Source organism: Cypionkella sp., assembly GCF_028290025.1.
GTDB lineage: Bacteria > Pseudomonadota > Alphaproteobacteria > Rhodobacterales > Rhodobacteraceae > Cypionkella.
In genome coordinates this window covers 1-23,418 of sequence record NZ_JAQGKQ010000045.1, presented here as the reverse complement: position 1 = coordinate 23,418, position 23,418 = coordinate 1, and the positions used below count along the sequence as shown (strand labels likewise).

Here is a 23,418-nt window from a genome sequence, read left to right as displayed (position 1 = left end):
GGTGCGCGCGTCAAGGGATAGTGGCGCGTTGCATAGCGGCCCTCACAATATCGGGGGGCAGTGGCATCAGCGTGGCGGTGCGCGTCCACAAGATTGCGGTGTCGATGCGGTGGGCGGGATAGATCTGTCGGAGAGCCTCGGCATAGGCGGCCATCTGGCGCAGTATGCCCTCGGGGGTTTCGGTGGGATTGGTGGGCACGCGATGGTTGGATTTGAAATCGACGGCGAGGATGTGATCGGGCGCGATCAGCAGACGGTCGATCGTCCCGAGCATTGGCTGGCCGTTGAGGCTGGCGGTGAAAGCGACCTCGGCCAAAGATTCCGGCGCGAAAATATACGGATGGGCGGTCAGGACGGCTTCGGCCTCGGGCAAAAGAGCGCTGCATTGGGAAGCATCGGGAACAAGGGCCGCGGCAACGGTCGGCCAATCCGCGCGAGGAGTGGTGGGCAGATGCTCGAGCAGAAGATGCAGCGCAGTGCCACGCGCCTTAGCAGTGTCTTCGCCAGAGCCATCAGTTTCCCCTGCCAACAGCTTTGCGCCTCCGAGATCAGAGGGTGATAAGAGTTGTGCGGGACGTGTCGGGGCAGTGGCAGATTGGGTTGCCCAAGCGGGGAGCTCGGGCAATTTCGGCAACATTAGAGACTGTTTTGGAATGGAAGCCGGCCAGTCGCCGAAGCTGTGACGCACCGCACCGCCCGAAATGGGATGAGCCCCCGCGGCCTGCATGCCTTGCGCGACCAGCTTATGCCACGCGCCCTCCTTCTTTGCCTCGCCAGCACCGCAAACGATCAGCCAAGTGCGGGCGCGGGTAAGCGCGACGTAAAGCAGCCGCAAACTTTCTTCCTCGCTTTTGTCTTTGCGAAGCCCCCGGGCCGTGACAATCGGTGCGGGGCTATGGTCGGACGGCGTTTTCCAGACCGGGATACCGTTATCCAACGCGTAAATCTCATCTCGATCTTGCGGGCTGCGATCACCGGTATCGGGCAGGATCACCAACGGGGCTTCCAAGCCCTTCGCGCCGTGGACGGTCATTACGCGGATGCGGTGGCCTTCGCTATCCATCTGGCGCTTGACCTCAATGTCATCAGTTTCCAGCCAAATTATGAAACCTGTCAGGCTTGGCACTTCGCTGCGCTCAAACGCCAGGGCCTGGGAGAGGAATTCGTCAACGCCATCCTCGGCCTCGGGCCCAAGCCTAGCCAGCAAACGACGGCGACCGTCGTGACGGGTCAGCGCGCGTTCGATAAGATCGTACGGACGCAAAAAGTCAGCTTGATCGCGGAGATCTTGCAGCATCGCAAGGGTATTAAGGTGGGTCTTGGTGTCTCGCAGTGCTTCCCACAGAAATCCCTTGCGGGGCTGGGCAAGACTGTAAAGCTCTGCCTCAGTCCAGCCGCAAAGCGGAGAGCGGAGTAGGGCTGCGAGCGATAAATCATCCTCAGGAGTAGCGAGGAAGGACAGCAACGCCGCAAGGTCTTTGACGGCAAGCTCAGCGCCCAATTTCAGGCGATCTGCGCCTGCAATCGGAAGATCGGCTTTCTTGCAGGCGCGAATGATTTCGGCAAACAGAGCAGAGCGGCGTTGCACTAGGATCAAAACGTCACCGGCATGAAGTGGGCGACTTTGATTAGGATTTTCTGCCTTATCAACCGGGATTTGCGTGCCTGCGTCAATCAGTGCGTTGATATAGTTGGCTATTTGCTCTGCCAAACGCGCCGTGTGATGAGTCTCCGAAACTAGATCAATCGGATCTTCCCAGTTTTCATCTTTGGGATCGTCGGATTTCTCTAGCAACGGCCATAGATCGACCCGCCCCGGCAGATCTGATTTGAAAGCGAGATGCCGAACGGAAGCGCCCATGGCTTTCGGAAACCGGTCACCAAAAGTCTCATCAACCACGCGCAGAATAGCAGCAGAAGACCGGAAGGAATATTCGAGATCAAGCCGGACGAAGTTTTTCTGCGCAGAGTGGAACTTAGTGCCAAAATCAGATTGCTTCTCATCAAACGCCGCCACGTCAGCGCCCTGAAAGGAATAAATCGACTGCTTTTTGTCACCGACCACGAACAGGGTGCGGGTCTCATCGCGCGTACCTTGGCCTGCGGTAAACTCGGCGGCGAGCAGTTCAATCACTTGCCATTGGTCGGGACTGGTGTCTTGCGCTTCGTCGACAAGAATGTGGTCAATGCCGCCATCAAGCCGAAACAGCACCCATGCCGCGACCGATGGATCGGTTAGCAGAGCTTTGGCTCGGGTGATCAGATCGTCGAAATCAAGGAATCCCCGGGCAGACTTCGCGGACTCATAAAGCGGCAAGAAAGCCGAGGCGAATCGGTGCAGGATCGCTGTTTTTAGCGCGGCTTGCAGGGCGATGCGGCGCGGGCGGGCCGCTTCAACGCGCAGCATCAGCGCGTCGAGTTGAGGCAGGTGATTGCCAAGTAATGCCTGCGTCGGCTTGGTCGGCAGCTTGCCGATTTTTGCACAGAACGGGGCCGCTGCTTTTGCGCCGAACAGCAAAGCGTTTTCCAGCGCGGCCAAAGTGGAAAGGCTGGGGCTGTCCAAATTCAGCGCTGCGAGCGTATTGGCGGTTTTGCTATCGGTTGAGCCGCCGTTTTTCAGCGCTGGCAAGATGTTGGCGATGAGGTCAGCCTCGTACCCAAGCAGGACGTCGGCCAGAATTGTATCGGCTGTTTCGCAACTGGGAACGTTGAATAATTCGCGGGCCTGATCCTCGCTTAGCGGGTTGAGAAAGCCGGCGCGTTTGGACGAAACATGCTCCATCAACGTGGCGAAATCTTCTCCTGTGTAGGCGCGGGCCACTTCGGCGATCACTTGCGGCGCACGGAACTCGGCCATTTCCTCGACGATGTTTTCGCGAAGCAGGCGGGCGGCGCGGTCATCCAACTCGGTGAATTGTGGCGAAACACCAGCCTCCAGAGGGAAGCGGCGCAGCAGCGTGGCGCAAAAGCTGTGGATGGTTTGGATGCGAAGGCCGCCGGGGGTTTCAATGGCGCGGGCAAACAATTGCCGGGCCTTGGCAAGAGCGCCCGGATCATGGCGGGTATCGTCACCCAGATCGGCGAGGGCGCGGTGCAGGTCGGTGTCGGGCTTCATCGCCCATTCGCCCAAGCGGCGGAACAGCCGGTTTTGCATCTCGGTCGCTGCGGCCTTGGTGTAAGTCAGGCAGAGGATATGTTGCGGCTCAACGCCGCGCAAAAGCAGGCGGGCAACGCGGTCTGTCAGCACCCGGGTCTTGCCCGAGCCCGCATTGGCGGAAAGCCAGACGGTATCGGCGGGGTTAGAGGCTTGAACCTGGCGTTCAGAGGCGTCGTTGCGGCTCATTCATTGCCCTCCGGCGTTGCGGGTTCAACAACTTCTGTCCCAACCATTTCAGCAACTGCGCGATCAGACATTTCCCATTCGCCAAAGCGCGAAAGGTGGTCGTAATCGCCGGGGTGGCGAATTTCAAATAGAGCGCGGCGCGCCGTATAGCCTGTGGACCGGCGGAAATAGCGGGCAATCAGGGCAAGCAGTTTATCCCAATGCTCGGTCAGTAAGGCTTCGGTAATTTCGGTCTCAACCACATCTTCCCCGCTGCCGAGTCCGATATAGGTTATCTTGGCCACGCGAGAGGCCCCCAGATCAGCGAAACCGCCGCGATCCGCCATCACTGCGGCAAGGAGCAGTTGCTTGGCGTAGGTTTTCTGCTGCGCTGCAGTGGGGGCGGCACCGGTTTTATAGTCGATGAGTTGCAAAGTGCCGTCGGGAAGGCGGTCGATGCGGTCGGGAGTGCCAAACAGCGTGAAATCCAAACCATCGAGCTTCAGCGCGCCTTTGGTTTCGATCGCAAGCGCGGTGCCGCCGTGCTTGGCATCTTGGGTCAGGAAATGATCAGCGGCGCGGTCAAGCTTGGCCAGCCAAAGCGCGCGGGCGGAGGGAAAGGGGGATTCTTCGGCAAGCACCTCGCGGGCGAGGGTGAGCAGCCGTGCGCGGGCCTCGGCACGGTTTTCGTTTTCGGGGCGTGTTTTCACAAATCGCTCCAGCACTTCATGCACGATAATACCGCGATCTCGGGCGTCTGGAGCTTGGTGCAGCGGGTCAAGCGGGTGGAGCCGCAGAATATAGCGGGCATAAATGGCATAGGGGTCGCGGATCAGTCGCTCGATATTGGTCAGCGACAATTTCGCCGGGCGCGCGGCGATAGGGGGCTGCGGCGCTGGACGGTTGGCAGGCTGCAGGCGGGGATCGGCTGTTTGCTCGACAGTCGGTTGTTCCAAGGCGCGAGCCAGGGCCAGCCACTCGGCACCGCGCGCGCGCATCTCTACCAAAGCGAGGCCGCCATTGCGCTGCGGCAGACCATCCATCAGGTTCATCAACCGGTTGAGCCAGCGGCTTGGCACGGTCTCGGCCTCGGCATTGCGGACGGCACGAGACAAGATGACGCGAGGCGCGGCGATGGCTTGTTGGTAGTCATGCGCCGACAGGCCGATCTGGCGTTCTGGCAACAGCAGGGCCGCTTTTTTGCGCATCGAGCGGTTCAGCCACGGGTCAGGCTGAGGTGTTTTCGGCCAGATGCCGTCGTTCAGACCGCCAAGAATAACAAGCTCTGCACCCTGCACGCGGGCTTCCAGCGTGCCCCAGATCATTATGTTGGGATGCGCCTGCACCGGTTCGCGAACCTCGCCTTTGTTCACCAGCGACTCAAACAGATCGCGATATTCTGCGGCTGAGAAGGTGCCGCCATATGGGGCCTCGGCGGACAGATTATCCACCAGCGCCAAAGCCTCAATGCCGGCGGCTTTATTCCAAAGATCACCGCTGCCGCTGGGATCGAGGCCACGCGCCAAAGCCTCAGATAGGGCGCGGTGATGAGCGACATGCTCGGTCAATGGGCGGCGCGCAACTTGATCGAGGTCTTCGAAACTGGTCGCGACGAAATGCGCCCACGGTAAAGCATCGTCCCGACGCGCCTCGGCCCAAGCCAGAAGGTCTGCGGTTGTCGGAAAAGCCGGGCCTTTCTTACGCAACTTGAGTTCAAGGTCACGGGTGAAGCGCAGATGCGGGCCACGCGCTGGGCCTGAGGCTGTGAGCGGATGTTTTAGCACAGTGAGGAGGCTATCGGCGGTCAGTCTCTGACCAAGCAAAGCGGCAGTGTGACGCAAAAAACGGCCAGGAGCGGAAAGTGCGAGCGGACGGCCTGCGGAATCGTCGGGCAGTAAAGCCCAGCGATCCAAGGCAGCTGTGACTTGCCGGGTCAGATTGCGATCAGGTGTGATGAGTGCGGCCTTGGTGCCCGCCTCCGCCGCCTCACGCAGAATTAAAGCGATGGCCAGAGCTTCGGCGCGTGGTGAGGCGGCCTCGATCAGCGTCAGATTCGCGGTAGCGGCGGGCAGATCGGGCAGATGGGGGCCTTCGATCAACCATTGATCGGTGACAGGAGCCGGACGAAGCGACAGCGAAATCAGTCGGTTACGGTCCGGGTCGGGCGGCTGGGTGTTGCGCCAAGGCTTAATGCCACCGGGTGTGATCTGAAGCAGATCCACCAGATGACGGAAGCGATATTGCGGATGATCTTCGGCGGTCAGGGCGTCGTCCATCGCTTGCCAGACGCTCGATGGGGTGTCGAAATCGAAACCGGGCAGTACCAACGCACCCTGTGGAAGCGTTGCAACGGCCTGCATGAACAATGCGGTGGTGCCGCGCGAACCGGTAGAGCCTGCGATCAGAACCGGGTTTTGGGGCGGATTGCTCTGCCAGAGTCGGGCGATGTGCTGCACCGCGAGGCGCTGGCGAGACTCAGCGTCAGTGGGTTCTGTAAAGAGCGGGGCGACGATGCGCAGGAAGGTCTGAGTTCTTTCCCAATGTTTGGAGTGGGTCGAGACATCCAGACCGGAAATAGCCTCAACGGAAACGCCTTCACCTTGCATCTCGTCCATCAAATTGGCCAAACTATCGGCCAGATCATACAGGGCAGAACGAGGAGCGAGATCAGGTTGCGCATCAAGCAATTTGGCAATGAGTTCAGCCATTTGAAGGCGTCGGCGCAGCGGGGGAACCGGGGCGGCCAAAGCAAGGGTCGGGTCTTGCGCAAGATCTGTAACGAGCGGCAGGCGGGGCAAAAACCGAGCCCCCTGTTCGGTGAAAAGTTGTACGACGCGGCGTCGCATTCGGGCGGTATTCAAATAAACAGTGACGCGTGCCATAGCCTCGGGTGGCTGCGCGGCCATGCGCTCGATTAAACCCAATACCAGCTGAGCCGGGAAATCCGCCCCCGGCGGCAGCGCGAATATGCGCGGCGCGTCTGGGCTAAACATGGAGAGATTCTGCCAGTGCGATGCCCTCAGGCCGACCGACGTCACACCAGCCCCCCTGATGAATTATGCCGTAGGCGCGGCGCTCGGCGATGAGGCGATCCCAAAGCCGGTTGAGGCTGAAGACCCGCTCTGATATTGCCTGTAAGCCACCAGTCTTAAGAATTTGTGCGCCCAGATAGATCGGGGAATCCGTCTGGTTTGCGCGGGAAAGTCTTCCTTCGGCGTCGAGTAGGAAGTCTCCAGCGCCGATATGACCTAAAGCTTTAGAGGCGGGAAGCAGCAAAAGCAGAGCGTCCATTTCTTCAGGATCCCAAGCGTTTAGCAGCTGAGTCAGGGGGTTCTGCCCACTCCACACGGCGTCGGTGTTCATAGTTAAAACTGGACCATCGCCCAACAACGGCAGCGCGGCCTTCAAGCCGCCGCCGGTTTCGAGAATTTCAGGCTCCCACGACAGGGCGATGTCGCGATGCTGTACGTGGCTTGCAATTTGATCGCCCAAATAGTGTAGATTGATCACTATCTTGGCGATGCCAGCCTGATCGGCGACCGCCAAGGCGTGGTCAATCAGAGCCTTGCCCGCCACTTCGATCATCGGTTTTGGATGATGAGCGGTCAGGGCGCCCATGCGAGCGCCGAAACCCGCAGCAAACAGCATTAGCGGAAGTGGCCGCACTGGGCACCTATTTTGGCAAGAGCTTCGGGGGTAGGTTCGGGCAGAAGCCTGGTGCATATTTTGGCGAGGGGGCCAAGCTGCGGTGCCGAGAGATTGCGTTGAAGCTGGTACCAGACGCGCGGCATCAGAGCAAGATAGCCAGGCTTGCCGCCGTGAAGGCAAAGTCGGGCGAAAATCCCCAAAATCCGCAGGGCGCGCTGGGCACCGATTGCGGCGTAGGCAAAACCGAACTCGGCATGGTTGGTGCCCGTAAGTTCACAGAATGTGCGGATCATCGCAGTCTCAGTGTCGGGCGAAACATCCCGGCGTGCATCTTGTAGCAACGAGACGAGATCGTAGGCGGGTTGACCCAGTTGGGCGAGTTGAAAATCCAACAGACCCACGCGCGCGATGCCGGCGCGATTTGGCAACCAAAGCAGGTTCTCGGCATGGTAATCACGCAAAATCATCACGCGCGCGGCATCGGCGTGGCGGGTCATCGCATCTGTCACGGCTTGGCGAAAATCGGTGGGGTAAGTGCGGGTGCCGGTGATGGCAAAGCGATACCAATCGAGCGAAAAGCAGGCGGCCTCAGCCCAATCGGCAGCCGAGAGGTTTGGCAAATCAGGCGCGGGAGGGTGGCGTTGCAGATGCGCGAGCACTTCGGTCGCGGCGGTGTACAGCGGGATTTCAAGGGCAGGCGCTGTTTCCATAACGCGAGCGAAGATTTTGTCACTAAGGTCTTCAAGCAGCAAAAAGCCGTTTTCGAGATCGCTAGCGTAGCAGGCTGGCGCGGACAGGCCGATGGTCGAAAGATGCGCCGCAATTGTCAGAAAAGTCGCTGGATCATCACCTTGGCCCGGCGGAGCGTCCATTAAAACAGCGGTTTGCGCGCCGCGTATCAGCCGATCATAACTGCGATCCGAGGCATCGCCGGCGAGGAAACGACGTTCAGCGCCCCCCCAGCCGGCACTTTCTATGAAGCGTTGAGATAAGGCGATGCGGTCGCTCATTCCGGCCAACTTTGCGCAAACTCTACGAGCAACTCGGGATGGTCCGGTGCGGTTAATTCCACGCGGCGGCCATCTGATTGTGTAGACAGTTTTAACCGAATGGCGTTTGGCGGCAGGGATGCACCCAGACGGTCCGGCCATTCTATCAGGCAAATGGCCTGCGAGAACGCGTCTTCCAAGCCCAGTTCGGCAACCTCGTCCGGGTGGGATAGCCGGTAAAGATCGGCGTGCCATATCTCGACATCGGCTTGGTATGTTTGCACCAGAGTGAATGTCGGCGAGGGCACGTCTTCCATGCGACCCAATCGGGTGCGGATCAGGGCGCGGGCCAAGTGGCTTTTTCCAGCGCCGATCGCGCCATCCAGCAGCAAGCAATCACCAGCTTTCAACCGCGGGGCAAGCCATCGGCCGAGTTCGGCGGTGTGCTCTTCCGAGGGCAAATAGGCAAAGACGGAACCAAGCTGCATCATATCGCGAGTCTATCGCGCCTAACCGCCGCTGCAAGTCGAAGTTCAGGCGCGGCGGAGGCTGACGCTTTCGGCTGGGTTTGCTTGTCCGGCTTCGACCGGCTGCATCGCCCGGAATGTGGCCAGGGTTGACCCACCGATCAGGGGTGAAAATCGACAAGCGACCAGGCGGCCATCCAGCAAGCGAACCTCACCGCGCCAGCAGTCACGATCACCGACGGTGGCGACGTAATCTTCGACCTCAGCCCATATTGCGTTAGGTGCCGATAGCGCCCGCCAATGCGCGGAAAGCGTCTTCACGGTCGTGTCGCCCAAAGTTTCTGCAGGGTCATGGCCCCAAAGGGTCGCATAGCTGTTGTTTGATATCACAAGTTGACCGTTCTGCGAGAAAACCGCAATTGCTTCGTCCATTTGATCAATCACCGACTGACCGAGTTCGAGGTCCGCGCGGTAACTGCGGGTGCGCAACATCTCGGTGGAGATATCTTCTATCAATAGCGCCAAAGCCCCATTCGGATGTGGCCGCCCGATCACCTTGTAGGTCTGGCCGTCTGACAGGCTCCACGTTTCTTCGTAAAGCCCACTTGCGGCGGCTTTTTCGATCTCGATAATCTGACGACGCCAGTCGCGGTAATCTTTCGGTTCTGGCAGCACTTTGCGATCACGCATCGCGTCCAGCACCGCCAGCAGTGATGGCCGCAATGACAGGAAATCGGCTGGAAGTTGAGTCAGATCCATAAGCGCGGAGTTAAAAAGCTGCAATTTCCGCTGTCGATCAAAGATCGCCAGTCCAATCGGCAACTGCGCAAAGGTTTTGGTCAAGGTTTGCATGAAATCACGTAAGGCAACCTCAGCCTGAACCACTGCGTCAGCTGGAACGGCGAACATCAGATGGCCGTCAGTCTCTGCTTGGCTCGACAAATCAAACCAGATCGTTGGATTGCCAGATATCGTCAGGCTTTGTCGCTGATCTTTGCCAGACCGTGTCGCCGCGCGATTGAACAGACGAGGCAGCGGCCAACCAAGTTCCTTGCCATCTTCAATAATAGCGCAAGCCTGCAACAAGTAGGGGCCATTCGCCCAGACAACATCGCCAGCAGTATTTTCGCGCCAGACCAGCATCGGGGCGCTGGAAACAGTTTCCCGCAGCAAAGTGAGCTCATCAAGCACAGCGCGCTGCGCCAGCATATCGCCGCCACGGGAGGGATCGTCCTTCAACGCATCAAGCAACGTCAGCCGCGTGATGCCACCGGCATGTTCCGCTCTTAGGATGAGAGGCTTTGTAGTGCCGTTTGAGGATATATCTATCGCTCCGTCGCCGGGCAACCGTGACAACTGCGCTTCAAGATTTTCGAAACGCGAGGAGAGGAACGCCATCAGGCGCACCCAAGGTGCGCCGGTTATTGGGCTGGCCGCCAGCAAAGCCCGCGCATGCGAGGTGCTGTCGATCATCGACTCTCCATCGAAAAGAAATACGGTCTCACTACCGGTATCAGCGAACAGGCTGTTCTTAGGGGGAAATTCACGCGATGGAAAAACCCACAACGCCAATATTCCGATGCTGGATGCCAGTAAGGACGCGGCAACCACAGCAAGAATTAGCGGCCAAATCATCATAAAACCCCGTTCGTGGGAAAACCCCATGCTGAGATCAGCCTAGCGGGCAGATCGTTAACAGCAGGTTAAGGATGTTGCACGGCATTCCGAGTTTGATGACGTTACCCGGTTATCGGCTGATTTTCCCCCAACCCGCGGACGCTCTCAGCAAGAATGGCTGCCGATGGCCAGACGACCTCAACAATTGCGCCGGACCGTTCTGGACGCTCTGCGGATGAAAGAAATGGGTCGGCGGCATTGGCGAAGGATAGCTCGGCTCCGGTGCGTTCCAACAGGGTTTTTGCGATAAAAAGTCCCAGACCCATGCCCTCGTATCCCGGCCTACGACTCAGGTCTTGTTCATCCCGGCGCGAGCGCACAAAGGGGTCGCCAATACGGGCGAGCACTTGCGGCGGAAAGCCGTCGCCATCGTCGATGATGCGCAGCATGATGCGATCTGGAGTGTATTGCGCATCAATCCAAACTTTGCTGTTTGCGAAATCAACGGCGTTTTGCACAAGGTTGCGCAGCCCGTGGATAAGCTCGGGGCGGCGCAATACTTGCGGCACAGCGCCTGTGCCTGACACCGTAAAAATCACCTCAATGCCGCGGGTCGTGTGCGGTTCGGCGGCCTCGTGCAGCACCGTTGTCAAGGAAGCCTGCCGCATCAGCAGATCATCCTTGCCGGCCTTGCCCATGGATCGAAGAATGTCGCGGCAGCGGTCGGCCTGTTCGCGGATCAGCCGCGCGTCTTCCGCGAGATCGGGATGTTCCGACAATTCGTCAATCATCTCGGAGCTGATCAGCTTTATCGTGGCCAGCGGCGTGCCCAACTCATGCGCAGCGGCAGCCACAACACCGCCAAGATCTGTCAGCTTCTGTTCCCGCGCCAAGGCCATCTGGGTCGCCAATAGCGCATCGGACATCAGACGCATTTCAGTGGCAACACGACGGGAATAAAGGCCCAGAAACGCAATGCCGATCAGCAGCGAAATCCAAAATCCAAAACTGAAGAGCGCTGGGGTGCGGAATATCGAACCGTCGGCAAGTCGCAACGGCAGATTGAATAGGCCGATTGCTGTCACGAAAATCGCAGCGAGCGTGCCCAAAATAAGCGTGCTTCGCAGTTTGAGCGCGCTTGCCGAAACCGTGACGGGGGCGAGCACGAGAAGCGCGAACGGGTTGGTTAAACCGCCGGTGAGAAAAAGCAGGAAGCAAAGCTGTGCCAGATCGAACAACAGCGTCGCCATCGCCTCTGTTTCAGTCAGACGTTTGTTCTGCGGAAAAATGAAGATCGACAGCAAATTGGCGATAATAGCCAGCCCGACCGCGAAAAAGCACAAACCGAGCGGCAGCTCCATTTCGTAGTAACGGCTGGCGACGACAAGCGCCGCCAATTGGCCAAAACTTGCCATCCAACGCTGAAAAATGAGTGTGCGCAGACGCAGCCAATCGGCGCGCTCGGGCCGGAAACTTGCAGATTGGGCGGTTATGTCACGCTGGATTGACATGGTTCGGCCTTGGCGAGGGCTGGTCTTTGTGATGGCTTTGCGATTGATAAGGGCGCTTATAGCGCGGAGCAATGCGCAAAAGGAGAGTCGTGCGATGCTGAAACTCTATGCCGGGCTGGCCGTTGTTGCCATTGCGGGGCTTTTGGGCGGGACGGCTCTTGTCGCTTGGCAGCAGCGCAGCAATGACCCTTTCGCTGATTGCCGAAGCTCGGCTGTTGCTGGAGGCGGTGGCGACATTGGCGGGCCGTTCACGCTGGTCGATGAGAACAACAAGACCGTCACAGATCAAGAGGTGCTGAGCAAACCCTCGCTGGTCTATTTCGGCTACAGTTTTTGCCCGGATGTTTGCCCGCTTGACGGCGCGCGCAATGCCGAGGCGGTGGATTTGCTGAAAGCGCAAGGTTTGAACGTAACCCCGGTTTTCATAACCATCGACCCCGAACGCGATACTCCCGAGGTATTGAAGGATTTTACAGAAAATCTACATCCCGAAATGGTTGGACTGACCGGCACGCCAGAACAGGTGCAGGTGGCGTCACGCGCTTATAAGACATTTTACAGGAAGCAAGAGACGGGCGACCAGTATTACATGATGGATCATTCGACGTTCACCTATCTTATGTTGCCCGGCATCGGCTTTGCTGATTTCTTCACGCGGGACGACACGGCAGAGCAGATGGCCAAACGCACAGCATGTTTTATTGAGAAGAGCTAAGTAACTATCGAGCGACGGCTGCCCGGGAAGGCAGATATAGGAATTGGGGGAACTTCATGACGGATGAACTTGGCGCTGACCTTGTATCGCAGCTTGGGCCGGATCGCAGTTTGTTGTTGGTGGATGACGACGAAGTATTTGTAAAGCGGTTGGCTAAAGCGATGGAAAAGCGCGGCTTTTTGCCCGAAACCGCTGGCAGTGTCGCGGCGGGGCGCGCAATCGCGCTGGCGCGTCCGCCTGCTTATGCCGTGATTGATTTGCGGCTGGAAGATGGCAACGGCCTCGACGTTGTGGAAACCTTGCGAGAGCGCCGACCGGACTGCCGCATCGTGGTGCTGACGGGATATGGGGCGATTGCGACCGCAGTGGCGGCGGTTAAAATCGGCGCGACGGATTATCTTTCGAAGCCCGCGGACGCTAATGACGTAATGAATGCGCTTCTGGCAAAAGGTGCGGCAATGCCTGGGCCGCCAGAAAATCCGATGTCTGCGGATCGGGTGCGGTGGGAACATATTCAGCGGGTTTATGAAATGTGTGAGCGTAATGTCTCGGAAACTGCGCGCCGATTGTCGATGCACCGAAGAACTTTGCAACGTATTTTGGCCAAACGAAGCCCAAAATAAATCCGATCTTGATGATAATTTGCTTTCAGCCTAAAAGACCTCACGTTAATCCAAAAGGGAGTGCGTCGTGAATATTGATATCAGTGGACTATCGCTTAAAGATTTGAAAGATCTGCAATCACAGGTGGCAAAAGCTATTTCCTCGTTTGATGACCGCAAGAAAAAAGAAGCTCTTGCGGAGATTGAAGAATTTGCACGCACTAAGGGTTTCACTCTCGCTGCGCTGACTGGCGTGACGGCTACCCGTAAACGCTCTCCGGCTGTGGCCAAATATGCAAACCCTGCTGATGAGCAAGATACCTGGTCTGGCCGCGGCCGTAAGCCGCGTTGGTTTGTTGCAGCATTGGCAGATGGCAAACAACCAGACGACATGGCGATCTGAACTTTCGCAAGCTTAGCGGAATTGGGCCGCCTTAAATGGCGGCCTTAAGCCATTTAATAAAACTTTCAAATTTGTGGGTTTTGGACCCGGCCTTGTGATTAAATAATAGGCATGACTTTCGTCTTTAGTCTCGCACGCAGCGATACGATTGCCGTTCGCCAAATTCTCTCTATCAGGCCATGAGCTTCGACATGGATCTCTAGCCTCGGCGGGCCACAGATAGTGCCAATTCCTCGATCGGAATATAGGGATACTCATCGCGTCCGGCTTTAGCACATCGCTACGCAGCCAGATCAACGCTTCGGGTCAGTCAGGTTCGATCAACCACGGCATCGCGAAGATTTCCGCTGCGGTAGATCTATCGCGGCCCTGCAAAAGCGAGCCCAATCGCCGCCCGCGTGATCGCTTTCCCAACTGCCCAACGGAACCCCGTTGGATCAAGACCCCGCAATCGGCTTTAGGTCTTGAGGCTCGCCAGCAAGGCTAAATGACGCGCGACAAAATCTGCTCGCACCTGTGCGGGCTGACGTAGTTTTATCTCGAGACCGCGCAAAAACGCTGTGTCTGGGCGGCCAAACAACCGATCAGCCTCGGGCTCTGAGAACCCCGCGATCTGCACCGCCTCAAGCCAAGCCGAGACTTTGTCGGCTGACTTAATCGCTTTCTTCACCAGAACGGGCAGCACCGCAGGCAATCCAAAGCGCAGATGCACCGCCGCCGTCAGCCGCAAATCCATTTCACCGTAGCTCGGCCCTATCGCCGACTTTACGGGGCTGATCATATCGCCGATTACATACTCTGGTGCATCGTGCAGCAAAGCCGCCAGCTGCCACTTGGGATTAGCGGGGTTTTGGCGCGCGTAAATCTCTTCAACCAGCAAAGAATGCTCGGCCACTGAGTAGGCAAAATCGCCCCGGGTCTGGCCATTCCAGCGCGCAACAAATGCCAGACCATGCGCGATATCGGCAATTTCAATGTCCATCGGTGTCGGGTCAAGCAGGTCTAGCCTGCGGCCCGAAAGCATCCGCTGCCATGCGCGTGGTTGTTTCATTGACACTTCTCCTGACGCTGTTTCGTGGCATTCGCAGCGCGTGTTGTCGAGAGGGCGAGAAAATGTTATCTGGCCGCAATGCAGGATCAAGGAGTGCGCTAAATGGTGAATGATTACATTGTCAAAGATATTAACTTGGCCGAGTACGGTCGCAAAGAACTGGTGATCGCTGAAACTGAAATGCCGGGCCTGATGGCCTGCCGCGAAGAGTTTGGCACCACTAAGCCATTGAAAGGCGCGCGGATTGTCGGCTCGCTTCATATGACAATCCAGACAGCTGCGTTGATTGAAACGCTGACTGCGCTGGGTGCAGATGTGCGCTGGGCGTCGTGCAATATCTTCTCGACTCAAGACCACGCGGCGGCTGCGATCGCTGCGGCTGGCGTTCCGGTTTTTGCAATCAAAGGTCAAAGCCTGACCGAGCATTGGGATTATCTGGATCGCTCTTTCATGTTCCCCGAAGGCGCGAACATGATCCTCGACGATGGCGGCGACGCGACGCTTTACGTTCTGCTTGGCGCGCGCATGGAAGCTGGCGAAGATGTGCTGGCGGTGCCGCAGTCTGAAGAAGAAGAAGTTATCAAGCTGCAAATCCAGAAGCGCATGAAGCAATCGCCGGGCTGGTTTGCCAAGACCAAAGCCGCGATCAAGGGTGTTTCGGAAGAAACCACCACTGGCGTTCACCGCCTTTATGATCTGCACAAGAAGGGCCAACTGCCTTTCCCAGCGATCAACGTCAATGACAGCGTTACCAAGTCAAAGTTCGATAACAAATACGGCTGCAAGGAATCGCTGGTTGACGGCATTCGTCGGGCGACTGACACCATGATGGCTGGCAAAGTGGCTGTGGTTTGTGGTTACGGCGACGTCGGCAAAGGCTCGGCTGCCTCGTTGCGTGGCGCTGGCGCTCGGGTGAAGGTCACCGAAGTTGATCCGATCTGCGCGCTGCAAGCTGCGATGGATGGTTACGAAGTGACGCTGCTGGAGGATGAGATCGCTAACGCTGACATCTTCATCACCACAACTGGCAACAAAGACGTGATCCGCATCGAGCATCTGCGCGCGATGAAGGACATGGCGATCGTTGGCAATATCGGCCACTTCGACAACGAAATCCAAGTTGCTGCGTTGAAGAACCACAAATGGACCAACATCAAAGAACAGGTCGATATGATCGAGATGCCTTCGGGCAATCGCATCATCCTGCTGTCGGAAGGCCGTCTGTTGAACCTTGGCAACGCGACCGGGCATCCGTCGTTCGTGATGTCGGCTTCGTTCACCAACCAAGTTCTTGCGCAGATTGAATTGTGGACCAAGGGCGCGGATTATGCGCCAGGCGTTTACATTCTGCCGAAAGAGCTGGACGAGAAGGTGGCGCGTCTGCACCTGAAGAAAATCGGCGTGAAGCTGACGGAGTTGAGCAGGGATCAGGCCGATTACATCGGCGTGAAAGTGGAAGGCCCGTTCAAGGCCGAGCATTATCGGTACTGATCTCTGTCGATAAAGCGAATGGCCCGAGGGAAACCTCGGGCCATTCGCATTTGACGTCACGTCAATCAGCTCGGGCAGTGGGGGGAACCTCTAGCCAAATTTCCCTTTGAGCGATTTCCTGCATCCCCTATGGTCTGGCCATTCTGCCTAGCCGGGCAGCCCATTATAATTTGAAAATATCGAGGGGTTTATACATGAGCAAGCGTGACGATCTGATCGCCAAATATGCGGACGATCTGAAGACCAAGTGCAAGATCAACCCGGACATGGCGTTTCTGACCAAGGTGACCATCGGTTGTGGCCCTGCCATTTACAGCGCCGACAGCGAGACGGTCTCAGCTTCGGACAAGTCTGAGCTTGAAACCGTTAAGAGCAACTTCTTGGTCAAGAAACTGGGCCTAGCGGACTCGCCCGCCCTGATGGAAGCGATCAACGCGGTTGTTGATACCTATGGCCGGGCGGAGCGTAACAAGTATCGTGCCGTGGTCTACTATATGCTCGCCAAGCACTTTGGCAAAGAAGCGGTCTATAACTAACCGGATCGGCGTACCTGCAACATGCCCGTCGGGAAACCGGCGGGCTTTCAATTTAAGTTCGGCTCAAATTGTCGAAGCTTGGCGTTTGCGCCTTCGAAATAACTTGAGTAGTTTGATCGAACAGGCAGTAGCCTAGGACCTTTACAGAACACGTGTGGTGCTGAGGGAGCACGTGGGGTGGATGGGGGGTTCTTTAGGGGTAATGGGCCCCCCGTTTCTATCCCGTGCGGCTTTAGCCCAAACCGCCCAAATCACAGATAATCTTCCATTGTTCGGGGGTAACCGGTTGCACCGACAGACGAGAGTTGTGGATTAAGACCATTTCCTCTAGCCCCGGCTGTACCTTGCAGGTTTCCAACGATACGGGCCGCAGTAGTGGTCGTACAGCGCGCAGGCAGACGCAATCCCAACGCGGATCGTCGGTGGTGCTATCTGGTTGCGACTCGCGACAGACCTCAACGATGCCAACAATCTCTTTGCCAATGTTGGAGTGATAAAAGAAGCCCTGATCGCCGATCTTCATTGCCCGCATGTTGTTGCGGGCCTGATAGTTGCGTACGCCGTGCCATTCTTCACCCGCTGCACCGCGCGCCAGCTGGTCGGGCCAACCCCAAGTGTCAGGCTCGGACTTGAACAGCCAAAAGTTCATTGCAGCCCACTTAACCGATAACCTTTTTCCATTCGCTGATCGTTACGCTTTCGAACAGCCCTGCCAATGCGTAGGGGTCCGCCGCTGCCCAATCCTGCGCTTCCTTCAATGTCTCGACAGTCAGCACCACAAGGCTACCCGTCATCGCGCCGTCCGACAAGAATGGTCCGGCCATCTCAACAACGCCAGAAGCTTCAATATGCGCGAGATGAGCGGTTCGGTTGTCGAGGCGAGTTTGCAAGTGACCGGGTTTGTCGTGGCAGATGAGGGCAACGCGCATGGATTATTCCTGTTTTAATGGGCGGGACAGCAAAGCGGAGATCGCTTGTGGCAGAGTGATTTGCTCTGAGATCAGTGCCGAGATCATGCTGGTGATGGGCATCTCAATCTGTAGGGTATTCGCCATGTTAGTAACAGCAATTGCCGTCGCCGCACCCTCAACGGTCGCCTTGGGGTCGAACAATTTGCCAGCGCCCAAGGCATGGCCGAAGCGAAAGTTTCGTGATTGAGTCGAGGTGCAGGTGAGCACCAGATCGCCGAATCCCGACAGACCCGCCAGTGTTTCCGCACGACCTCCGAGCGCCATCGCCAATCTCGTCATCTCGGCATAGCCACGCGTCATAAGCGCGGCGCGCGCGGAATCGCCAAGACCGGCGCCCATCACAATACCGGTCGCAATGGCAATCACATTCTTCAATGCACCGCCAAGTTCCGCACCGATCACGTCAGAGGTTCGATAAAGCCGCAAGCTGGGCGTAGCGAGCAGATGCTGCAGAACTTCACCTTCGGCGCAGGCTAAGGTCAAGGCGGTGGGCAGACCGCGCGCAATGTCGGCTGCAAAGCTTGGTCCCGTCAGTATGGCGAAAGTTGAGGCTGGGCAGGTTGCCTTGATCAACGCGGTCGGACCTTTCAGCGTCACCAGATCAACACCTTTGCAGCAGGCCACCAATGGCAAGCCGTTCAGGCTGGGGTTGGCGCTAAGAAATGCGCGCAATGCCTGCATCGGCAGCGAAAGCAGCACTGCATCAGCGCCCGCCAAGTCAGAAATTTCGGCTGTGACGGAAACTGTTTTCGGCAGCACTACTCCTGGTAGGCGCGCTGCGTTTGTGCCGGCTCTGGCGATTTCAGCAATATGATCTGGGTCGCGCGCCCACAGCCGGACTTCGCGACCCTCGCGGCCCAAAGCGACCGCCAAAGCCGTGCCAAACGCCCCTGCACCCACAATCCCGATCATGCCTTGGCTCCCTTTTTGCCCGAACCGATCATCGGTGCGGCGGTTGGGTCCAATGGCCAGCGCGGTCGCGCAACGAGATCCATGCCATCCACCGCGCCGGCGCGATATCGCTCGATCCCGGCCCAGCCTATCATTGCCGCGTTATCGGTGCATAACCAAAGCGGAGGCGCTAGGAAGCGGGTATTCGATTGAGCACAAAGAGACTCTAATCTTGCTCGAATAGCTGTATTGGCGGCCACGCCACCAGCGACGGCGAGCGCCGGCTCGTCGGGGCATAGGTCAGCATAAATCGCCAATGCTCGGCGGGTTTTCTCGGCAAGCACTTCGGCGACAGCAACCTGGAAACACGCGCAAAGGTCGCGGCGATCTTGCACCGTCAGCCCACCTTTCTCTGCAGTCAGGGCGTCGCGAGCGCGCAGCAGGGCCGTTTTCAAACCCGAGAATGACATATCGCAGCCGGGGCGATCCAGCAGTGGCCGCGGAAATGAAAAACGCTTGATATCCCCTAGCGCCGCTTCGGCTTGCACCGCGGGACCACCAGGTTGCGCCAAACCTAAAAGTTTGGCTGTTTTGTCAAACGCTTCCCCCGGAGCATCATCTATCGTGCCGCCAAGCCGCTCAAACCGTTCTGCAGAATGCACGACCAAGAACTGGCAATGCCCGCCAGATACCAGCAGCATCAGATACGGAAATGCCAGTTGATCCGTCAAACGCGGCGTGAGCGCATGTCCTGCGAGGTGATTGACACCTACCATTGGCAGCCCAGTTGCTGTCGCCAGCCCCTTGGCCAACATCACACCCGACAAAACGCCACCGATCAGGCCCGGCCCCGCCGTGACTGCGATACCATCCAGCCCGGCTAGGTTAACGCCGCTTTCGGCCAATGCCTGTTCGATGCAGTGATCTAGCCGTTCGGCATGGGCGCGGGCGGCAATTTCGGGAACGACGCCACCGAAAGCTGCATGAAGTGCGGTTTGGCCTTCCACAACCGATGATAAGATCTGCGGAACCTGCCCAGGAACATGACGGACCACGGCTGCAGCGGTGTCGTCGCAGCTGGACTCGATGCCCAGAAAAGTCAGGGTGCCTGGATCGCTGAAAGCCTCAGTCATGGTCCGCCGTTGATTGCTTGTCCCATCGCAGGTAACACCAAGGGCATGGCCAGACAATCCCAACCCACCGTGCTGCTGACGCGACCCTTGGCACAAAGCCAGCGGTTCGCGCGGGACATTGGCGGCGCGCTGATCTCGCCATTGATGCAGCCGAAATTTCTGACGCCAGCTTGGCCTGCTGGCGATTTCGCTGCGGTGATATTTACGTCAGAGACCGGCGTCGAAGCGGCACGGAGGATTTCCGTCTCGGGAATGGCGCTGCCGACGCGCGCGTTCTGCGTTGGTGATCGGACGGCTGCGGCAGCGCGCTCTGCGGGTTTTGACGCAAACTCTGCTGCAGGCAGTGTCAAAGATTTGTCAGCGTATATCCAGCGGGCTGAATCGTCAGGCACGATGCTAATTTTGCGAGCACAGGATAGCGCAGGGAATTTGGCGGAAGATCTATTTTCAGCTGGAATTGAGACCGTTTCGGTGGTGGCCTATAAGCAGCAAAGCCTGCCGCTTAGCACTGAGGCGGTTGACCTACTGCGCGCTGAAGAACCGGTGATTGTGCCAGTGTTCTCACCGCGGTCCGCCAAGTTATTGACAGCGGAACTGTCGCGTATCAAAGCAAAAGCACCGATATGGCTGGCAGCGCTTAGCGGCGCGATCTCCGAGGCATTTGAGTTTCCAACGCAGCGCAAGCTCGTCGCGGTACGACCCGACGGCGTCTCTATGCGGGACCTTATCGGAGTTATGCGCGGGTTTGCATGACTTCTTGAACCATCGTAGGCTCGGCCTAACTTTGACAGATTGGCGGCCAGACTAATGGCTTGCAGAGTACAAATGCGGGGGCTGCGATGGCAGAGACAGAGACGAGCGAGCTTGAGGCACCGCCGGTAGCAGTGACGGAGCCGCCGAAAGCGTCAGAACCTGTGCGCCGCCGTGGCTGGATTGCGCCAATGGTCGGAGGAGTGATTGCGGCCGGGTTGGGCTTCGGCCTTGCGCAATATGTACCGAACGGGTGGCCGTTGCAGGATACACAGGCTTTGCAGGCGGCGCTAAATGCACAACAGGCAGAGACCGAAAGCCTGAAAGCGCAGATTGCAGCCTTGGCGGCAAAACCTGCCGCTCAGGATGCCGATCTGCAAGCGCAGGTGGCGGCTTTGACCGACCGCGCTGCGCCGGATCTTGCACCGTTGCAGCAGCAAATTGCTGGGTTAGAGCAGCGACTGGCTGCTGTGGAAGCAACTCCTCTCAATGGGAGTGCGCCTTCGCCCGCAGCGCTGGCTGCGCAAAAAGAAGCGGCAGATGCGGTTCTGAAGCAGGCCGAAGACACCGCGGCGCGCATCAATGCAGAGGCGGAGGCTATGGCGAAAGCTGCAGAAGTTCGGGCGGCACTAGGCCGCGTACAGGCGGCTTTGGACAGCGGCGCGGCTTATGCCTCGGCACTTCCCGCGCTAGGCGACGTTCCCGCTGTTTTGACTGAGAACGCAGAAATCGGGCAGCCGACTGTGGCGGCGCTGCAAAGTGAGTTTCCTGCGGCTTCTCGGATGGCATTAGAGGCTGCATTGCGGGCGAACATGGGAGAAACCTGGTCGGATCGTGTAACCAATTTTCTGCGGACCCAAACCGGGGCGCGATCTTTGACACCGCGTGAGGGCAATGACCCTGACGCGATCCTGTCACGAGCCGAAGCCGCTTTGGCGACTGGCGATATTGCCACAACGCTCAGTGAGATCGCAACGTTGCCACCCGAAGCTCAAGCGGCTTTGGCGAGTTGGCAGGCATTGGCGCAAAAACGGCTGGCGGCGGTGGCGGCCGTAGCTGACCTCGCCGCAGCCGTTGAATAGGAGCGTGCAATGATTTGGTCATTGGTCAAAGTTTTGCTTTTTATCGCCGCGATTGCGGGAATTACTTATGGCGCCGACATGCTGTTGCACAGTGATGAAGGCATTCGCATTTCGATGGGCGGCTGGGAGTTAACGCTTGGTCCATTGCAGACGGCGATTTTGCTGCTTTTGTTTGTCATAGCCCTGTGGGCATTGATGAAGTTGGTCGGATTCATCGTGGCGACCTTGCGTTTCCTCAATGGAGATGAGACCGCGATCTCACGGTACTTCGACCGCAATCGCGAGCGTAAGGGCTATCAGGCGTTGAATGATGGCCTGATGGCGCTGGCGTCCGGAGAGGGTCGGTTAGCCTTGATGCGGGCGCAGCGGGCGGCAAAATTTTTGGAGCGGCCAGAATTGACTACATTGTTGGTCGCGCAAGCAGCTGAGGCCGCAGGCGATACCAAGCGTGCGACCGAAGCGTATAAAGCGCTTTTGGCCAGCGATTCGTCGCGTTTTGTCGGAATTCGCGGCCTGCTGAAGCAAAAGCTGGCCGAGGGGGATACCGACACGGCGCTCGCCTTGGCTGAGAAGGCGTTTGCGCTAAAACCGAAACATGCCGAGACGCAGGATATCTTGCTGAAGCTGCAATCCGAGAAGGCCGACTGGAAAGGCGCGCGGGCTACTTTGGGGGCCAAACTGAAAGGTGGAGCTTTGCCGAAGGATGTCTATCGCCGCCGCGATGCAGTGTTGGCTTTGCAAGAGGCACGCGGGGTGATGGATGAAACAGCCTCGGTCGAGGCGCGGGAGGCCGCGATTGAGGCCAACCGAAAATCCCCGGATTTAATCCCGGCAGCGGTGATGGCGGGGCGTGCACTGACAGAGAAAGGCGATAAGAAATCCGCCACGCGGGTTTTGAAAAAGGCGTGGGAAATGATCCCGCATCCTGAAATTGCCGCAGCCTTCGCCGAGATCGAACCCGAGGAGGCGCCGCATGCTCGTCTGAAACGCTTCAAGGCGCTGACGTCAAGCCACCCGGATAGCGACGAGACCCGGCTGCTGCTGGCCGAGTTGAACATCGCCGCCGAGGAGTTTCCCGATGCTCGGCGCGCACTGGGCGATCTGATCACCCGGCATCCAACCCAGCGCGCCTTGGCAATCATGGCGGCGATCGAGCGCGGTGAGGGCAGCGATGACGCGGTGGTCCGCGGGTGGCTCTCTAAGGCGTTGACGGCCCCGCGCGGGCCGCAATGGTGCTGCGATAAATGTCAGGCGATCCACAGCTTGTGGCAACCGATCTGTGAGAATTGCGGCGGGTTCGATACGCTCAGCTGGCGCGAGCCGGTAGAGGTAAATGGCCCCAGCGTAACGGGCGCAGAGCTACTGCCGCTGCTGGTGAACGCTCCGATGCCGCCGTCCGACCGTGACGACGCTGCGCCAGCGACGAAGGAGGACGACGAAATCATCGACCTCGCCGCAGTCGCCCGTAGTGGTGCGTGAAGGGCGCTGCGGGGGTTGACTTCGATTCAGGCGCACCATAGGAGAAAGCCACCAGAAAGTGCCGCTGTAGCTCAGCTGGTAGAGCACGTCATTCGTAATGATGGGGTCGGGAGTTCGAGTCTCTTCAGCGGCACCAATTCTTATAAGTTTCGTCAATTAAGACAAATAGTTATGGATTATATGCTGTGGTGCATCCACCTGGCAGTTGCCATAAAATAGACGATTGTCAGTCGGAAGCAAAAGTTTGCAAGTCGGCCCACAGGAGAGTGCGCTGAGTACCGCCAACCTGCTCGGGCGGCATCAGCTCTACTAGGGTGGCGGAGAGCCGCAAGCAATCAATGCCAAAGCCCGAATCGACCTCCGACGCCTTTGGCAAACACGGCGCGATACGTGATACGTCTCGCATCGGGCGGCGAGGCCCGGCAGATCAGCTGGTCGGGTCGCAAGCTCCGGGCAGATCGCGCGCGCATCCGTCGGCGGCATGCCTTGGCGCAGACCTTTGGCTTCCGCGGCGTGGTTCAGGCAATGCAGATGTTCGGCATTGCCCGCGCGCAGCACCAAAGCAAACGCGCCCTCAACCGGGCGCTTGCGCCGGCTGGTGTCGCTCGCGAGCTTCGGAAACCAAATTGAAATCAGACGACGTGCCATTCCAGTCCAATACCCAAGCGCCGAGTGTTCCCTTTTTGTTCTTTGTAAGAGACCAATGATGCAGAGTCGAGTCCGCAGCAGAGCTGGGTGACGCTTCGCAGAGCCAACGGGA

21 protein-coding genes and 1 tRNA gene are annotated in these 23,418 nt (G+C 58.1%); 9 read left to right on the top strand and 13 right to left on the bottom strand.

Features of this window, described 5'->3' with window-relative positions; all coding sequences use genetic code 11:
- Positions 1 to 10: 10 nt before the first annotated feature.
- From addA to regB, 7 genes are all read right to left on the bottom strand, one after another.
- The gene (addA, locus tag JWS10_RS05795; protein WP_299505458.1) at positions 11 to 3,343 is read right to left on the bottom strand and encodes a double-strand break repair helicase AddA; all 3,333 of its coding nucleotides are present in this window, start codon (positions 3,341 to 3,343) and stop codon (positions 11 to 13) included.
- The gene (addB, locus tag JWS10_RS05790; protein ID WP_299505457.1) at positions 3,340 to 6,315 is read right to left on the bottom strand and encodes a double-strand break repair protein AddB; all 2,976 of its coding nucleotides are present in this window, start codon (positions 6,313 to 6,315) and stop codon (positions 3,340 to 3,342) included. The genes addA and addB overlap by 4 nt, the downstream gene beginning before the upstream one ends.
- On the bottom strand, positions 6,308 to 6,988 hold the full coding sequence (locus JWS10_RS05785) for a nucleotidyltransferase family protein (protein WP_299505456.1): 681 nt from the start codon (positions 6,986 to 6,988) through the stop codon (positions 6,308 to 6,310). Before JWS10_RS05785 ends, addB begins: the two co-directional genes overlap by 8 nt.
- On the bottom strand, positions 6,970 to 7,980 hold the full coding sequence (locus JWS10_RS05780; protein ID WP_299505455.1) for a phosphotransferase: 1,011 nt from the start codon (positions 7,978 to 7,980) through the stop codon (positions 6,970 to 6,972). The genes JWS10_RS05785 and JWS10_RS05780 overlap by 19 nt, the downstream gene beginning before the upstream one ends.
- On the bottom strand, positions 7,977 to 8,447 hold the full coding sequence (gene tsaE / locus JWS10_RS05775) for a tRNA (adenosine(37)-N6)-threonylcarbamoyltransferase complex ATPase subunit type 1 TsaE (RefSeq protein WP_299505454.1): 471 nt from the start codon (positions 8,445 to 8,447) through the stop codon (positions 7,977 to 7,979). Before tsaE ends, JWS10_RS05780 begins: the two co-directional genes overlap by 4 nt.
- 45 nt (positions 8,448 to 8,492) lie before the next feature.
- Positions 8,493 to 9,899, bottom strand: coding sequence for a PAS-domain containing protein (locus tag JWS10_RS05770; RefSeq protein WP_299505453.1), 1,407 nt, complete (start codon positions 9,897 to 9,899; stop codon positions 8,493 to 8,495).
- Between the two features lie 266 nt (positions 9,900 to 10,165).
- Positions 10,166 to 11,554, bottom strand: a complete 1,389-nt coding sequence (regB, locus tag JWS10_RS05765) for a sensor histidine kinase RegB (RefSeq protein WP_299505452.1) — start codon at positions 11,552 to 11,554, stop codon at positions 10,166 to 10,168.
- A gap of 94 nt (positions 11,555 to 11,648) precedes the next feature.
- Between regB and JWS10_RS05760 the strand changes: the two genes are divergently transcribed.
- From JWS10_RS05760 to JWS10_RS05750, 3 genes are all read left to right on the top strand, one after another.
- Positions 11,649 to 12,269 (top strand): SCO family protein, encoded by a 621-nt coding sequence (locus JWS10_RS05760; protein ID WP_299505450.1) that lies wholly within the window; start codon positions 11,649 to 11,651, stop codon positions 12,267 to 12,269.
- A 56-nt stretch (positions 12,270 to 12,325) separates the two neighbouring features.
- Positions 12,326 to 12,892: an ActR/PrrA/RegA family redox response regulator transcription factor gene (locus JWS10_RS05755; protein WP_299480494.1), complete on the top strand. Its 567-nt coding sequence runs from the start codon at positions 12,326 to 12,328 to the stop codon at positions 12,890 to 12,892.
- 67 nt (positions 12,893 to 12,959) lie between these two features.
- The gene (locus JWS10_RS05750; protein ID WP_299480491.1) at positions 12,960 to 13,274 is read left to right on the top strand and encodes an H-NS histone family protein; all 315 of its coding nucleotides are present in this window, start codon (positions 12,960 to 12,962) and stop codon (positions 13,272 to 13,274) included.
- Between the two features lie 457 nt (positions 13,275 to 13,731).
- Here the strand turns inward: JWS10_RS05750 and JWS10_RS05745 are convergent, their stop codons facing one another.
- Entirely contained in the window at positions 13,732 to 14,325 is a 594-nt protein-coding gene (locus JWS10_RS05745; protein ID WP_299505449.1) for an HD family hydrolase, read from the bottom strand.
- 102 nt (positions 14,326 to 14,427) lie between these two features.
- On the opposite strand from JWS10_RS05745, the gene ahcY reads away from it, so the two are divergent.
- Complete coding sequence (ahcY, locus tag JWS10_RS05740) at positions 14,428 to 15,816, top strand: adenosylhomocysteinase (protein ID WP_299480485.1); 1,389 nt, start codon at positions 14,428 to 14,430, stop codon at positions 15,814 to 15,816.
- 194 nt (positions 15,817 to 16,010) lie between these two features.
- Positions 16,011 to 16,352 carry a DUF2853 family protein gene (locus tag JWS10_RS05735; RefSeq protein ID WP_299480482.1) on the top strand — a complete coding sequence of 114 codons (342 nt, stop codon included), beginning with the start codon at positions 16,011 to 16,013 and terminating at the stop codon, positions 16,350 to 16,352.
- 232 nt (positions 16,353 to 16,584) lie between these two features.
- On the opposite strand, the gene JWS10_RS05730 is transcribed toward JWS10_RS05735, so the two are convergent.
- Genes JWS10_RS05730 through tsaD form a run of 4 tightly spaced genes read right to left on the bottom strand, consistent with a single transcriptional unit; the run spans position 16,585 to position 19,347 of the window.
- Positions 16,585 to 17,001: an EVE domain-containing protein gene (locus tag JWS10_RS05730; RefSeq protein ID WP_299480479.1), complete on the bottom strand. Its 417-nt coding sequence runs from the start codon at positions 16,999 to 17,001 to the stop codon at positions 16,585 to 16,587.
- Between the two features lie 10 nt (positions 17,002 to 17,011).
- Positions 17,012 to 17,281, bottom strand: coding sequence for a YciI family protein (locus tag JWS10_RS05725; RefSeq protein ID WP_299480476.1), 270 nt, complete (start codon positions 17,279 to 17,281; stop codon positions 17,012 to 17,014).
- Positions 17,282 to 17,284: 3 nt separating this feature from the next.
- Positions 17,285 to 18,235, bottom strand: a complete 951-nt coding sequence (locus tag JWS10_RS05720) for an NAD(P)H-dependent glycerol-3-phosphate dehydrogenase (protein ID WP_299505448.1) — start codon at positions 18,233 to 18,235, stop codon at positions 17,285 to 17,287.
- Positions 18,232 to 19,347 (bottom strand): tRNA (adenosine(37)-N6)-threonylcarbamoyltransferase complex transferase subunit TsaD, encoded by a 1,116-nt coding sequence (gene tsaD, locus JWS10_RS05715; RefSeq protein ID WP_299505447.1) that lies wholly within the window; start codon positions 19,345 to 19,347, stop codon positions 18,232 to 18,234. Before tsaD ends, JWS10_RS05720 begins: the two co-directional genes overlap by 4 nt.
- Positions 19,348 to 19,392: 45 nt before the next feature.
- Here tsaD and JWS10_RS05710 point away from each other — a divergent pair, with 45 nt between their 5' ends.
- From JWS10_RS05710 to JWS10_RS05695, 4 genes are all read left to right on the top strand, one after another.
- Positions 19,393 to 20,100: a uroporphyrinogen-III synthase gene (locus JWS10_RS05710; protein WP_299505446.1), complete on the top strand. Its 708-nt coding sequence runs from the start codon at positions 19,393 to 19,395 to the stop codon at positions 20,098 to 20,100.
- Between the two features lie 86 nt (positions 20,101 to 20,186).
- Positions 20,187 to 21,179 (top strand): hypothetical protein, encoded by a 993-nt coding sequence (locus JWS10_RS05705; RefSeq protein WP_299505445.1) that lies wholly within the window; start codon positions 20,187 to 20,189, stop codon positions 21,177 to 21,179.
- 9 nt (positions 21,180 to 21,188) lie between these two features.
- Entirely contained in the window at positions 21,189 to 22,658 is a 1,470-nt protein-coding gene (locus tag JWS10_RS05700) for a heme biosynthesis HemY N-terminal domain-containing protein (RefSeq protein ID WP_299505443.1), read from the top strand.
- Between the two features lie 60 nt (positions 22,659 to 22,718).
- Positions 22,719 to 22,794, top strand: a tRNA-Thr gene (locus JWS10_RS05695).
- Between the two features lie 173 nt (positions 22,795 to 22,967).
- On the opposite strand, the gene JWS10_RS05690 is transcribed toward JWS10_RS05695, so the two are convergent.
- A complete protein-coding gene (locus JWS10_RS05690; RefSeq protein WP_299505442.1) occupies positions 22,968 to 23,306 on the bottom strand; it encodes a hypothetical protein in 339 nt (112 codons plus the stop codon).
- Between the last annotated feature and the right edge of the window lie 112 nt (positions 23,307 to 23,418).

Excerpts from the sequence above, each read along its gene's own strand:
- JWS10_RS05710 (WP_299505446.1), top strand. The coding sequence starts at position 19,393 with ATGGCCAGACAATCCCAACCCACCGTGCTGCTGACGCGACCCTTGGCA.
- JWS10_RS05725 (WP_299480476.1), bottom strand. The coding sequence starts at position 17,281 with ATGCGCGTTGCCCTCATCTGCCACGACAAACCCGGTCACTTGCAAACT.
- JWS10_RS05730 (WP_299480479.1), bottom strand. The coding sequence starts at position 17,001 with ATGAACTTTTGGCTGTTCAAGTCCGAGCCTGACACTTGGGGTTGGCCC.
- JWS10_RS05755 (WP_299480494.1), top strand. The coding sequence starts at position 12,326 with ATGACGGATGAACTTGGCGCTGACCTTGTATCGCAGCTTGGGCCGGAT.
- JWS10_RS05760 (WP_299505450.1), top strand. The coding sequence starts at position 11,649 with ATGCTGAAACTCTATGCCGGGCTGGCCGTTGTTGCCATTGCGGGGCTT.
- addB (WP_299505457.1), bottom strand. The coding sequence starts at position 6,315 with ATGTTTAGCCCAGACGCGCCGCGCATATTCGCGCTGCCGCCGGGGGCG.
- tsaE (WP_299505454.1), bottom strand. The coding sequence starts at position 8,447 with ATGCAGCTTGGTTCCGTCTTTGCCTATTTGCCCTCGGAAGAGCACACC.
- JWS10_RS05735 (WP_299480482.1), top strand. The coding sequence starts at position 16,011 with ATGAGCAAGCGTGACGATCTGATCGCCAAATATGCGGACGATCTGAAG.
- addA (WP_299505458.1), bottom strand. The coding sequence starts at position 3,343 with ATGAGCCGCAACGACGCCTCTGAACGCCAGGTTCAAGCCTCTAACCCC.
- JWS10_RS05770 (WP_299505453.1), bottom strand. The coding sequence starts at position 9,899 with ATGATCGACAGCACCTCGCATGCGCGGGCTTTGCTGGCGGCCAGCCCA.
- JWS10_RS05705 (WP_299505445.1), top strand. The coding sequence starts at position 20,187 with ATGGCAGAGACAGAGACGAGCGAGCTTGAGGCACCGCCGGTAGCAGTG.
- regB (WP_299505452.1), bottom strand. The coding sequence starts at position 11,554 with ATGTCAATCCAGCGTGACATAACCGCCCAATCTGCAAGTTTCCGGCCC.
- tsaD (WP_299505447.1), bottom strand. The coding sequence starts at position 19,347 with ATGACTGAGGCTTTCAGCGATCCAGGCACCCTGACTTTTCTGGGCATC.
- ahcY (WP_299480485.1), top strand. The coding sequence starts at position 14,428 with ATGGTGAATGATTACATTGTCAAAGATATTAACTTGGCCGAGTACGGT.
- JWS10_RS05780 (WP_299505455.1), bottom strand. The coding sequence starts at position 7,980 with ATGAGCGACCGCATCGCCTTATCTCAACGCTTCATAGAAAGTGCCGGC.
- JWS10_RS05690 (WP_299505442.1), bottom strand. The coding sequence starts at position 23,306 with ATGGCACGTCGTCTGATTTCAATTTGGTTTCCGAAGCTCGCGAGCGAC.
- JWS10_RS05700 (WP_299505443.1), top strand. The coding sequence starts at position 21,189 with ATGATTTGGTCATTGGTCAAAGTTTTGCTTTTTATCGCCGCGATTGCG.
- JWS10_RS05745 (WP_299505449.1), bottom strand. The coding sequence starts at position 14,325 with ATGAAACAACCACGCGCATGGCAGCGGATGCTTTCGGGCCGCAGGCTA.
- JWS10_RS05720 (WP_299505448.1), bottom strand. The coding sequence starts at position 18,235 with ATGATCGGGATTGTGGGTGCAGGGGCGTTTGGCACGGCTTTGGCGGTC.